The sequence below is a fragment of the Acinetobacter sp. YH12117 genome, assembly GCF_013418865.1.
In the GTDB taxonomy this organism is placed as follows: Bacteria; Pseudomonadota; Gammaproteobacteria; order Pseudomonadales; family Moraxellaceae; genus Acinetobacter; species Acinetobacter indicus.
The window spans coordinates 1-13,228 of sequence record NZ_VPBF01000013.1; the positions used below are offsets into that span (position 1 = coordinate 1).

At 46.5% G+C, this 13,228-nt stretch carries 11 protein-coding genes; 8 read left to right on the forward strand and 3 right to left on the reverse strand.

Translation table 11 applies throughout. The features are described 5' to 3' along the window. Nucleotides 1–170: 170 nt before the first annotated feature. Nucleotides 171–791: a TIGR00730 family Rossman fold protein gene (locus tag FTU55_RS06470; RefSeq protein WP_180046547.1), complete on the reverse strand. Its 621-nt coding sequence runs from the start codon at nt 789–791 to the stop codon at nt 171–173. 337 nt (nt 792–1,128) lie between these two features. Here FTU55_RS06470 and FTU55_RS06475 point away from each other — a divergent pair, with 337 nt between their 5' ends. The 6 genes from FTU55_RS06475 to FTU55_RS06500 all read left to right on the forward strand — a co-directional run bounded on the left by FTU55_RS06475 (nt 1,129) and on the right by FTU55_RS06500 (nt 9,729). Beyond that, a complete protein-coding gene (locus FTU55_RS06475; protein WP_104472202.1) occupies nt 1,129–2,706 on the forward strand; it encodes a TerC family protein in 1,578 nt (525 codons plus the stop codon). Between the two features lie 80 nt (nt 2,707–2,786). Next, the gene (locus FTU55_RS06480; protein WP_180046549.1) at nt 2,787–3,254 is read left to right on the forward strand and encodes a YchJ family protein; all 468 of its coding nucleotides are present in this window, start codon (nt 2,787–2,789) and stop codon (nt 3,252–3,254) included. A 63-nt stretch (nt 3,255–3,317) separates the two neighbouring features. After that, on the forward strand, nt 3,318–3,962 hold the full coding sequence (locus tag FTU55_RS06485; RefSeq protein WP_005181518.1) for a trimeric intracellular cation channel family protein: 645 nt from the start codon (nt 3,318–3,320) through the stop codon (nt 3,960–3,962). A 144-nt stretch (nt 3,963–4,106) separates the two neighbouring features. Beyond that, nucleotides 4,107–5,426 (forward strand): MFS transporter, encoded by a 1,320-nt coding sequence (locus FTU55_RS06490; protein WP_005181520.1) that lies wholly within the window; start codon nt 4,107–4,109, stop codon nt 5,424–5,426. 257 nt (nt 5,427–5,683) lie between these two features. Next, nucleotides 5,684–7,903: a DNA topoisomerase IV subunit A gene (gene parC / locus FTU55_RS06495; protein ID WP_180046551.1), complete on the forward strand. Its 2,220-nt coding sequence runs from the start codon at nt 5,684–5,686 to the stop codon at nt 7,901–7,903. 149 nt (nt 7,904–8,052) lie between these two features. Beyond that, entirely contained in the window at nt 8,053–9,729 is a 1,677-nt protein-coding gene (locus tag FTU55_RS06500; RefSeq protein WP_180046553.1) for an AMP-binding protein, read from the forward strand. A 36-nt stretch (nt 9,730–9,765) separates the two neighbouring features. Here FTU55_RS06500 and FTU55_RS06505 read toward each other — a convergent pair whose 3' ends face one another. Continuing rightward, the gene (locus FTU55_RS06505) at nt 9,766–10,152 is read right to left on the reverse strand and encodes a hypothetical protein (RefSeq protein ID WP_180046555.1); all 387 of its coding nucleotides are present in this window, start codon (nt 10,150–10,152) and stop codon (nt 9,766–9,768) included. Nucleotides 10,153–10,255: 103 nt separating this feature from the next. Between FTU55_RS06505 and FTU55_RS06510 the strand changes: the two genes are divergently transcribed. Then, the gene (locus FTU55_RS06510) at nt 10,256–10,657 is read left to right on the forward strand and encodes an MAPEG family protein (protein WP_005181530.1); all 402 of its coding nucleotides are present in this window, start codon (nt 10,256–10,258) and stop codon (nt 10,655–10,657) included. Nucleotides 10,658–10,774: 117 nt separating this feature from the next. Next, nucleotides 10,775–11,299 carry an inorganic diphosphatase gene (ppa, locus tag FTU55_RS06515; protein ID WP_005181532.1) on the forward strand — a complete coding sequence of 175 codons (525 nt, stop codon included), beginning with the start codon at nt 10,775–10,777 and terminating at the stop codon, nt 11,297–11,299. A 105-nt stretch (nt 11,300–11,404) separates the two neighbouring features. On the opposite strand, the gene FTU55_RS06520 is transcribed toward ppa, so the two are convergent. Further along, the gene (locus FTU55_RS06520) at nt 11,405–12,745 is read right to left on the reverse strand and encodes an OprD family outer membrane porin (protein ID WP_163143147.1); all 1,341 of its coding nucleotides are present in this window, start codon (nt 12,743–12,745) and stop codon (nt 11,405–11,407) included. Nucleotides 12,746–13,228: the final 483 nt, after the last annotated feature.

The following is a 13,228-nucleotide window of genomic DNA, read 5'->3' on the forward strand; positions in this document are numbered from 1 at the left end:
CATGAAATACGGTATTCTGATGTGACAAAACCTGAATCCTGGTCGTTAAAGTGTTTGTTTGCACTCATATTTTAACTGTTAGGACTCAGGTTTTTTTATTTAAAGCAAACTATGGGACAGCAGTGGCTTCGGCTCGCTTTTTTCTTTCTGGACTTTTGGGTTCAAGCGCTTTAAATGGCAACGTGCTGTGGGGCATCCAGATTATGTAATGCAGTCAGGATTTCATCGGCATGATTGCAGATAATCAGCTTGGCGCGGTGCTGCGGCGGCAGGAAGCCTTCGGCTACGGCATGGTCAAGCTGGGCAATCAGCGCATCATAGAAGCCATTGACGTTATACAGCATCATCGGTTTTTGATGCTGGTTCAACTGACCCCAGGTGGCAATTTCCAGAATTTCCTCAAAGGTGCCCAGTCCGCCCGGCAAGGCCACAAAGGCGCTGGCACGTTCGGCCATGAGGGCTTTACGTTCATGCATGCTGTGTACAATATGCAACTCGGTCAGACGATGATGGGCAATTTCATAATCCAGCATAAATTCCGGAATCACACCTACAGTTTCACCACCGTGATCAACCACGGCATCGGCGACCTGACCCATTAAACCGATACTGGCGCCGCCATAGACCAGACCAAAGCCATTTTCCGCCAGACGGCGTGCCAGTGCCACGGCCTTTTCCTGATACACCGGTTTATTTCCGGAACGTGAGCCGCAATATAAAGCAATTAAAAGTTGTGTTGTTTTAGGAGAGGGATGTTTTAAATTATCAGTCATTTTTACTACGCTATTCATGATTCTTGTTTCACCTTAACATGTTCTTTTTGTCTGCTCTAGCTTATGCAAAAAATATGACAAACAATGCCAGCGCCGTGCAGTGTGATTGCAAAGAATTGTTAAAGCATGCAGCACAACCGTGACCAGGCCAAAAAAAGAGTGATTCTGGCGCCAATCTTTTCTATACTGAAATTGTGTTTGACAACAATAGAACCGTCATGGGTAGTGGACACTATCGCACCATACAACAACAGCCGCTTTTAATCTCTTTTCTTTTTCCCTTTCATTCCCCAGGTTTTGAAACAGCCGGTCTTGGCTGTCGCACAGCCAAAACGATACTCGTGGAGCATCGCCCATGATTTTTGAATGGATGTCTGATCCAGCCGCATGGGTGGGTTTGCTGACCCTGATTATTCTGGAAATTGTGCTAGGTATTGATAACCTGGTGTTTATTGCTATTCTGGCTGAAAAATTACCACCGGAACAGCGTAACGCCGCACGGGTGGTCGGGCTGATTCTGGCTTTGGGCATGCGCCTGATTCTGCTGGCGTCAATTGCCTGGGTGGTGACTCTCACCAATCCGCTGTTCCATATTTTTGATCATCCCTTCTCCGGTCGTGATCTGATCTTGCTGTTTGGTGGGGTGTTCCTGCTGTTTAAAGGCACCATGGAGCTGCGTGAGCGTATTGAAGGCAAGCCGCAACTGAAAGAAGAAAATCCGGTACACGCCACTTTCTGGATGGTGATTGTGCAGATTGTGGTACTGGATGCGGTGTTCTCGCTCGACAGTGTGATTACCGCAGTCGGTATGGTCAAAGAGCTGTCGGTGATGATGATCGCGGTGATCATTGCCATTGGTATTATGCTCTGGGCCTCTAAACCGCTGATGGACTTTGTTAACAAACATCCAACTGTGGTGATTCTGTGCCTGTGCTTCCTGATGATGATCGGTTTCTCGCTGGTGGTGGAAGGTTTCGGTTATCACATTCCAAAAGGCTATTTATATGCCGCAATTGGTTTCTCGGTGATGATCGAGTTCCTGAACCAGGTCATGCGAAAAAATCAGGAAAAAATGGTCACCACCACTGACCTGCGTTATCGCACTGCTTCCGCGGTAATGCGGATGCTCGGCGGCAAACCGAACGGGCCGGAACCGGAACATCCAAGTCCGGAAGAAGTGCTGGCCACGCGTGCTTTTGCCGATGAAGTCTTTGCCGAAGAGAACAGCGTTTACCATACCGTGATGGTGCAGGGCGTACTCAGTCTGGCCGAGCGTCCGGTAAAATCGGTGATGACCCCGCGACCGGAACTGGAATGGCTGGATTTAGATGAAGACCAGGACAGCATTCAGGCCCAGCTGATGAATACCTCGCATTCACGTTTAATTGTGGTGCATGGCGAGCTGGACAATATTGCCGGGGTGGTGCTGACTCATAAGGTCATGAATGAATTTATTGAAACCGGTGTGCTGGATTTTGAGAAACATCTGCGCGAACCGGTGATTGTGCATGAAAATGCACAGGTGTTGATGGTGATGGAACAGCTGCGTCAGGCGCCGCTGCAAATGGCAATTGTACTGAATGAATATGGCTCGATTGAAGGTGTGGTCACCCCGATTGATGTACTGGAAGCCATTGCCGGTGAATTCCCGGATGAAGATACTCTCGACGCGGTTGCAGAAACCCTGGAAGATGGCAGCCTGATGCTGGATGGCTCGACTGATATCCGCCATGTGTCGTTATTGCTCGGTCGTGATCTGGTCAATGAGCTGGAAGAATATTCGACCCTGTCGGGTTATATCCTGTTCCATCTCGGCCGTTTGCCGGAAAATGGCCAACGTCTGCTGGCTGATGATCATATTTTTGAAGTGGTCACCATGGACGGCCATAAAATCGAGAAGGTGCATGTGCTGCCACAGCCGCCAGCCGAGTAGCGCTCAGAATATTCCTGTTTTCTGGTTCAGTTCCGTTAAAATAGCCTGCATTGTCAGGCTATTTTTTTGGGAAAATATTTATGTCAGAACAGCCTTGTCCTTGTGGCGCCGGGTCTTATCACAGTTGTTGCCAGCCTTTGCATTTAGGTCAGCAGCAGGCCCAAACTGCTGCCCAGCTAATGCGTTCACGCTACAGTGCCTTTGCCTTGCAGCAGATTGATTATATTGTCAAAACTACCGCAATTGGTCAGCAGCAGGCCCTGGATGTGGCCGCTATTCGGGACTGGAGCAGCGCCAACCAGTGGTTAAAACTGGAAATCGTAAGTGCTCAGGAAAAGCTGGACAAAAGCCATGCCCAGGTCGAATTCAAGGCCTATTATCAGGATGGCAACCAGCCGCAGATACATCATGAAGTATCGCATTTCGTCAAACATCAGGGTGCGTGGTATTTTCTTGATCCGACCACCGATCAGCAGATCACCATGAAACAGCCCTGTATCTGCGGTTCGGGCAAGAAATTTAAGCAATGTTGTGCGCAATTTTTATAACATTTGCCGTATTTTCGCTTATGATAACGCGCATCAATTCCCCTAGTGAAAGAAGGGCAGTTCATGTTGCTGTTGGTCATTTATATTATTGCCATTACTGCAGAAGCAATGACAGGTGCATTGTCGGCAGGACGGCGAAGCATGGACTGGTTCGGGGTGACCCTGATTGCCTGTGTCACCGCACTGGGCGGCGGCTCGGTACGTGATGTATTGCTGGGCCATTATCCTTTAACCTGGGTCAAGCATCCGGAATATCTGGTGCTGACCTGCGCGGCAGCCTTTGTCACCATTTTAATTGCCAAATGGATGCGCCATCTGCGTTCCATCTTCCTGGTGCTGGATGCTTTGGGCCTGATTGGCTTTACCATTATTGGCTGCCAGATTGCGCTGGAAATGGGCCACGGTTTTGTGGTGTCGGCAGTGGCTGGTGTGCTGACCGGCGTCTCGGGCGGGATTCTGCGTGATATTCTGTGTAATGATGTGCCGCTGGTGTTCCGCCGTGAGCTGTATGCCAGTATCTCTTTTGTGTCGGTGATCTGCTATTGGGTCTGTATTGAAATTGGCCTGTCGCTAGAACTAACCGTTATCGCCACGCTGATTTTTGGTTTTACCTTACGTTTAATTGCGATCTATTTTGGTCTGGAAATGCCAAAATTCATTTATAAGGATGATGATGAGCAGTCGGCCTCATCCAAAGATGCCTCCTAGCCACAAATCTCCTATAAATTAAACGGCATGACCGCTATCCAGATAGCGGTCATTGTCTTTAAAATCAAAGCTGATTGCTGTTGTCATAACAATAACCAGGCGCGCCATCCGCGTTTTCCTCTCCACCCTGTCAGAGCGTTTATTATGGATCTAGTTTCTCGTGTACAACGCTTACCGATTGGTAAGTTTCACTATACCTTGCTATGGGTCATCGGACTGGGCTGGATGTTTGATGCCATGGATACCGGTTTAATCTCCTTTATTCTGGCCAAAATGGCGGAAGACTGGCAAATGAGCCCGGCAGAAAAAGGCTGGGTGGTGTCAATTGGTTTTGTTGGCATGGCCATTGGTGCGGTGTTCTCCGGTGGTCTGGCTGACCGGATTGGACGTAAAACTGTATTTGCCACGACCCTGGTGATTTATAGTCTGGCCACAGCGGCCTGTGCCTTTGCCCCAAATTTAAGCTGGTTACTGTTTTTCCGTTTTATTGTCGGTTTAGGGCTGGGCGGGCAGTTGCCGGTTGCGGTGACTTTGGTCAGTGAATATATTCCGGCGCATGTGCGGGGCCGCTTTATTGTGCTACTGGAAAGCTTCTGGGGGCTGGGCTGGCTCTGCGCGGCGCTGGTGTCTTATTTTGTGATTCCGACCTTTGACTGGCATATGGCCTTTTTAATTGGTGGCTTACCGGCGCTCTATGCCTGGGTCATCTGGAAAAAAGTACCGGAATCGGTGCCGTATTTAATTAACCGCGGCCGGGTCGAAGAAGCGCACAAACTAGTACAAAGTTTGGAACGTCGCTGCGGCGTCGAGGTGATTGAACAGCTGGAAGTGAAACCGGTGGCAGCCAAACAGAATATTTCCTTTGCCCAGCTGTGGTCGGGGCCATTTGCACGCCGTACCCTCATGCTGTGGCTGATCTGGTTCGGCATTGTCTATTCCTACTATGGCATTTTTACCTGGCTGCCAAGCCTGCTGGTCAAGGAAGGCTATACCATTGTGCAGTCCTTTGAATATGTGCTGATCATGATTCTGGCGCAGTTGCCGGGTTATATTGCGGCGGCCTGGCTGGTAGAAAAACTTGGCCGCAAAGCCACACTGGCCGGCTTTATTGGGCTGTGTGCGGTATCAGCCTACTTCTTTGGACAGGCCAGCAGCGTCGGCATGATCGTGTTCTGGGGTTGCCTGATGTCCTTCTTTAACCTAGGCGCCTGGGGTGTGCTGTATACCTATACGCCGGAACAGTATCCAACCAATATCCGTGCCTTTGGTTCCGGCTGGGCTTCGGCGGTGGGCCGTATGGGCGGTATTGTTGCGCCTTTGGTGGTGACCCAGATGATGGTGATGCACAACGGCTTTAGCTATGTATTTATGATGTTTACCGCGGTGCTGCTGGCCGTGGCACTGGTGATTGTGCTGCTGGGTGAGGAAACCCGCGGCAAGACCCTGGAGTCGATTGGTTTATAAGCAGCCGCTCATACAGACAATGCAAGATGCGCTGGCTATTGTGCCGGCGCATCTTTTTTATTTCTGGAATATGTTTTTCAACGTGCAGTCAGACTTGTGTATTTTTCAGTTGATTGACGCGCCTAAAATGGATATTTTTACGCCATAAGACATAAATTGTCGCAGAGTGTGATCGGCTACCCTTGTGCTGGCCGCGGCTGCGGCATAGCATAAGAACGTCAAAACTATAACGCATTAATTTAGGATTACAGGTTGTTATGACAAGCCTCGCGCATCATGCGACAGAAAACCGTTCCGTAGCAGAATTTACTGAACAAGCATATCTCAGCTATGCCATGTACGTGATTATGGACCGTGCATTGCCTCATATCAGCGATGGCCTGAAACCGGTACAGCGCCGTATCGTCTATGCCATGAGCGAGCTGGGTCTCAAGCCAAGCAGTAAACCAAAGAAATCTGCACGTACGGTCGGTGATGTGCTGGGTAAGTACCATCCGCATGGTGACTTGGCCTGTTATGAAGCGATGGTGTTAATGGCGCAGCCGTTTAGCTATCGTTATCCATTTATTGAAGGGCAGGGCAACTGGGGTTCACCGGATGATCCAAAATCCTTTGCCGCAATGCGTTATACCGAAGCCAAATTATCCGCATATAGTGACCTGTTACTGTCTGAACTCGGTCAGGGCACCTGCGACTGGCAGGACAACTTTGATGGTTCCCTAAAAGAGCCAGTGACCTTGCCGGCACGGGTTCCAAATATCCTGCTCAATGGCACCACCGGCATTGCCGTGGGTATGGCCACCGATATTCCGCCGCACAACTTGCGTGAAATCATTAAAGGCACCATCGCCCTGATCCGTAATCCGAATTTAAGCGATAGCAAGGTTGCAGAATATATTCCTGGCCCGGATTTACCGACCCGGGCTGAAGTAATTACCCCGCCAGATGAACTGTTAAAGATTCAGACCACTGGACGCGGCAGTTATCGCATGCGTGCGGTGTATACCATTGAAAAAAATGAAATTGTTATCAGTGATTTACCGTATCAGGTCTCTGGCTCAAAAGTCATTACCCAGATTGCTGACCAGATGCAGGCCAAAAAGCTACCACTGGTGACCGATGTACGGGATGAGTCGGACCATAAAAATCCGACCCGTCTGGTGATTGTGCTGCGTTCCAACCGGATTGATGCCGATGCAGTGATGAGCCATCTGTTTGCAACCACCGATCTGGAATCAAGCTATCGGGTCAACATGAACATGATTGGTGCCGATGGTCGTCCACAGGTCAAATCGATTCGCCAGATTTTATTGGAATGGATCGAGATTCGTAAACATACCGTCACACGCCGCCTGCAATATCATCTGAACAAGATTGAAAAACGCCTGCATATTCTGGCCGGCTTGCTGATTGCCTATTTAGACATTGATACCGTGATCCGCATTATCCGCGAAGAAGATCATCCCAAAGCAGAGCTGATGGCGCACTTTGGTATTGATGAGATTCAGGCTGAAGCCATTTTGGAACTCAAGTTGCGCCATCTGGCCCGACTGGAAGAAATGGAAATCCGTCGCGAACAGGAAGAACTCGAGGCCAAAGCTGCCACAATTCGTGAACAGTTGGCCAATCCGGAATCATTAAAAAACCTGATTATTACGGAGTTAAAAGACGACGCCAAAAAGTTTGGTGATGACCGCCGTTCACCAATCGTGCAGCGCGCTGAAGCCACTGCCATTAATGAACAGGACATGCTGCCGGCCGATCCGGTAACCGTGATACTGTCTGAAGCTGGCTGGATTCGCTGTGCCAAAGGCCATGATGTCGATGCCGAAAACCTGAATTTCCGTGCTGGCGACCAGTATTTAAGTCACGCCCAAGGCAAATCCAACCAGCGTGCCTATGTGCTGGATGACACTGGACGCAGTTATGGTGTGGCCATTAACAGCCTGCCATCGGCGCGTGGTTTGGGTGAACCGCTCAGTTCACGTTTATCACCGGCCAGCGGGGTCGGCTTTAAACAGGTGTTTGTGGCAGAAGATCAGGCTGAAATTCTGGTCATGAGCAGCAAAGGTTATGGCTTTAAAACCCAAGCCAAACAGCTGGATACCAATGCCAAAGCCGGTAAGGCTTTCCTGAGCCTGTCTGAAGGCGCCAGCGTGATGAATCTGCAAACTATTGAGCAGTTCAGTCATGTTGCGCTACTCAGTTCTGCCGGCCGTTTACTGATTGTTGATCTGGCAGAATTACCGGTGCTGAACAAAGGTAAAGGTAATAAATTGATACAACTTGAACCGAAAGATCAGATTGTATCCATGACAATGCTAAATTTAGATGAAATAATTCAAGTGTTTGCAGGACAACAGCAGTTAAAATTAAAAGGTGATGACTTGCAGAAGTATATCGGTAAGAGAGGAACTAAGGGACAGCTTTTACCACGGGGATATCAAAAAGCAAATAAACTGTTGATTCAGAGATAAGACTAGCGTTGTTTACATAAAATACGTTATATATGAATCGAATTCGTGAAAATGGATCCACTGCTGTACATAAACAAGCCAAAAAATGAAGTGCGGCAGTGTATAAAACAGTTGAATACTAAGGATTACTGATTGGAGAGATTGGCATTATGGAAAAAATTTGGTTTGAAGAATACCGAAAGACAGGGATTCCAGAAACTGTAGAGTTGCCACCAGAGAATACGTCACTGGTTGATATCTTTGAACGTAATTTCCAGAAGTTTGGTTCACGTGATGCCTTTATCTTTATGGATAAAGTGCTGACCTTTGCTGAACTGGAAGAAGCAAGCCGTAAATTTGCAAGCTATTTGCAAGGTCTGGGCTTGGCCAAAGGCACACGTGTTGCAGTGATGATGCCAAACGTTCTGCAATATCCAGTGGTGGCGTTGGGTGTATTCCGTGCCGGTCTGGTGCTGGTGAATGTAAACCCGCTGTATACCTCACGTGAACTTGAGCATCAGTTAAATGACTCTGGCGCAGAAGTGCTGGTGATTATTGAAAACTTCGCTTCTGTATATCAGGCGATTCTGGGTAAAACCCCAGTCAAACACGTTGTGGTTGCTTCTGTGGGGGATATGCTTGGTACCTTAAAAGGTACTTTGGTGAACTTTGTCTTACGTTCAGTACGCAAACAGATTCCGGCGTGGGACCTTCCGGGTCATGTCAAGTTTAATGCAGCCATGTCGAAAGCCAATGTCAGCAACTACAAGCGTCCAAGCCTGACCCTAAGCGATACGGCAGTACTGCAATATACTGGTGGTACGACAGGGGTATCTAAAGGTGCAGAATTAACGCATCGCAACCTTGTGGCAAACATGCTGCAATGCGATGGTATTTTCCAAAGTAAATTTGGTGCGCAAGATGGTCAGCCAGATGACCGTATTTTCTGTGCATTGCCGCTGTATCACATTTTTGCATTTATGGTGTGCGCGCTTTACGGGATGTATAAAGGTCAGGCGAACATTCTGATTCCTAACCCGCGTGATCTGCCTGCGGTGATGAAAGAATTACGTAAATACCAGCCAACATTCTTCCCTGCTGTGAACACGCTGTTTAATGCGCTTGTAAACAATGAAGAATTCAAGCAACTGGATCATAGCCGTTTAAAAATGGCGATGGGCGGGGGTATGGCGGTTCTGCCTTCTACTGCGGAAGCTTGGAAGAAAATTACTGGCACTAACATCATTGAAGGTTATGGCCTGTCTGAAACTTCTCCAGTGGCAACTGCAAACCCACCAGCATCTGAAGAATTCAGCGGTACGATTGGTATTCCGTTACCTTTGACTGAAGTTGCAATTCTGGATGATGACGGTAATGAAGTTGCACTCGGTGAGCAGGGTGAAATCTCAATCCGTGGTCCACAGGTGATGAAAGGCTATTGGAACCGTCCGGATGAAACCGATAAAGTGATGGTAAATGGCTTCTTCCGTACTGGTGATATCGGGGTGATGGACAGCCGTGGTTATGTGAAGATTGTTGACCGTAAGAAAGACATGATTCTGGTGTCTGGTTTTAACGTTTATCCATCTGAAATTGAAGAAGTTGTAGCGAAGCATCCAAAAGTGCTGGAAGTGGCGGCAATTGGTGTACCAGATGAAAAATCAGGTGAAGTGCCAAAACTGTTCGTTGTGAAGAAAGATCCTTCATTGACGACTGAAGAAGTTCTGGCATTTGCGAAAGAAAACCTGACCGGTTATAAACGCCCACGTTATGTTGAATTTATGGATGAATTACCGAAATCTAACGTAGGTAAAATCCTGCGTAAAGACCTACGTAAGACTGCATAAATTCTGCAATAAAAAAAGCGCCTAAGGGCGCTTTTTTTAATTCTCTTTTTTCATTAGCCAGCGGTCGAAGTAAGGACGTCCGACTCCCATCACCCCGAGGAAAATAAACATCGAGCCAAACTGACGGCTAAAACCGGAGGAATGGAAACTGCCATAACTTAAAATATTATCAATCAGGCAATACACCAGAATTACGGTCACCCAGTGCCATAAAGGCAGACGTTTAATTCCCACCGCATACAGGGCCACCCACAATACGATAAAGGTAAACAGGGTCGACCAGATGTTCAGGTTGGAACAGATGACCGTTAATAAAAAGGCCACAATGGGAATCACAATTTTTAAGGCCCGATCGACTTGCAGCTGATGCTGACGCTGTTTTTCAAGTACATCGAACATTTCTTTTTGATCAGGATTGACCATCATGAATCCTACACAATGAATAAAAACACCCTATTTAACAAAATTTATGCTTAAAACACCATGCTATGATAAAGTTTTGAAGAATTCCGACGAGAAAAAATAGATGCAAAGTATTAGTGGAATCGTCTATCTGATTCTGATCGCCTGCCTGTTGCCTTATTTATTTGCGGTGATTGCAAAAATGGCTGGCGGCTTTAAATCTGAAGATAATCAAAATCCACGTTCTTTTTTAGCCAATACTACCGGTCTGGCGGCACGTGCCAATGCTGCCCAGCAAAACAGCTTTGAAAGTCTGCCGCTGTTTATTGCCGCCATTTTACTGGCCGAATATATGGTGATTCCGCAGTTTATTATTATGACCTTTGGCATTGCCTATCTGGTGTTTCGTCTGCTGTACGGGCTGTGTTATCTGGCCAACTGGGCGACGTTGCGCTCGATTATCTGGTTATTATCGTTACTTTGCCCGATCTGTTTATTGCTGCTGGTGATTAAACTGACTGCGTGATTGCACAGCAAAATATCTATTTTTATGTCATGAATGTATAATCGCGAAGTCATTAATAGCCGAAACCCGTTATAATTGACGCGGTTTAAAAAATTTAATTTGTGAAAGAGTGATGCCATGAGCTACAGCAATATCCCAGCGGGTAAAGATGCGCCAAATGATATCTATGTAATCATTGAAATTCCTGCCAATGCAGCGCCAATCAAATACGAAATTGATAAAGATTCTGATGCGTTATTTGTAGACCGTTTCATGGGTACTGCAATGTTCTACCCAGCAAACTACGGTTATGTACCAAATACTTTGTCTGAAGATGGTGACCCATTAGACGTATTGGTGGTAACACCACATCCGGTTGAACCAGGTTCAGTAATTCGTTGCCGCCCGGTCGGTAAATTGAACATGGAAGATGACGGTGGTATTGATGCGAAACTGATCGCGGTACCGCACGACAAATTGACTCCAATTTACAAAGACGTGAAAGAATATACCGATCTTCCACCGTTACTGATTCAACAGGTTGAACACTTCTTTGCTCACTATAAAGATTTAGAGCCAGGCAAATGGGTGAAATTGACCGGTTGGGAAGGCGCAGACGTTGCCAAAGCTGAAGTATTAAAAGCGATTGAAGCTGCAAAATAATACGGCTTTTCCCCCCCCCTCACTGATCTGTCTTGTTTAGTGAGGACGTCATAAAAAAACCTGCACAGTGTGCAGGTTTTTTTGATTTAAACCATCGTCAGGACATTAGAATAATTTCACCGGGATGTCTAGGAATAAACGCCATTCATTGGTGTCACCAATGTAGCTTCCTTGGTATTCATCACTCGCACGGTAGTAAGAATGACGTACACGTAAGCTGGCATCTTTAGCAAAACCAGATTGAACGGTGTATTTCACCTGGTTAAAGAATTCACGTTCAGTCGCGTTATCCACTACGAGTTCACGAGCAACAATAGCTGAGTTTGGATCAGCTGGATTTGCACGTACTGCACGGTTTGCATCAATATCCCAACCATACACAAATGCGCTGGTCCAGTTCAGGCCAGGAACACCGTATTGATCAAAGTTTAAAGAATATTGAAGCTGTACAGATTTCTCATCGTTACCAATGAAATCAGACAGGTAGGAGTTTGGCATATAAATGGTTTGGCCACCATCTGCAACACCCGCACCCAGGTTATAGTCATAACCTGCATTACCTGTATTTTGCTGGTATGCCAACATGATGTTGTGTGGACCAGTGTTATAAGCGGTTGAAATCGCCCAGATCGAGTTCTGGAATTTATCATCAGCCGAGCCAATATAAGAATACAGGCTGCCATTTGCTTCACGATCCCAATCAGTGTGGTAACCGCTAAAATCAAAGGTCAGGCTGCTTTGGTTTGCCAATGGAAGCTTATAGTTAACATTGGCATAGTGACGCTCTAAACGGTCTTTATTGTCTACACCAAAATACGCTGTATTCAGCTGATCATTCACCTGATAACGTGCACCCCACACAATGGCACGATCTAAATCATTTTGATCGGTGGCAATCTGGTCAGAGAACTGGTTTTTGGTAAATTTACCGGCAGTTAATTCCAGGCCATCAATTTCACGGCTCGTGGCTAAAACACCAGTGAAATATTCTGGAACTAAACGCGCCGTATTGCTGGCCAATACCGGCAGGTCTAGAACTTGGGTACCATAACGTACTTCAGTATTGGAAATACGTGCTTTGACATTGACACCACCACGAGCCCATTGGTCATATGGTTCGCCATTGTTGTCATGTGGAATCATGTTATTGCCAGCGTTGTTATTGCTGCCCAGTTTAAATGACCAGTCGCCTACGGCACCGACACCCACGCCTACAGTGCCTTGGGTATAACCAGATTCAAGTTGAACAATTGCGGTTTGTGCATAAGAGCTTTGATCTTTTACACCGTTAGTTTTGTCACGGTGAATAAAACCAGTACGGAATAATACCGAACCTTCTGCACCTTCAACAAAACCTTTAGCTTCGCTTTGCTCGCTGGCAACAGCTGTAGAAATTAAAGCAGCTTGTACCAGTACTGCTAATGTTAATTTTTTCGCGTTTAGCATTGGGAGAGAGCCTCATCCAGAATGTTATGTTTCAATTTGTTTAAAAAGAACCCAGAAACCGGAAGAATTTTATAGGGAATTTGTAAAAAAGATACCGTTTTATCCATTTTTCTTTGAGAAAAATGCAAACGCTAGCGTATACAGTTTCAATCCTTGCTCTTGTAAAACACCCTTCCTGGGTCATATTGCAGAAAATTTGCTTCTCAAAACAGGAAGGCAATTTTCGCGCTTTAATGTACTGTGTTTATACTTTTTATTCAAAAAATAATTTGTGATTATGCGGTTTTAGACAGTGTGAAGATGTGGAAAATTTGGCACTTTACAGGGAGTAAAACGTACATACAAGATTTATCTCGCTGAATTTTTTATGCATTTCGTTGAAGCTATGATTAGAACTATCTCATGAATCAGTGCATTTTAGTGGAATGCAAGATTGCACTTTTTTTAAGCAGCAAAAAGCTTTTGAATGATTAAGCGACTCAA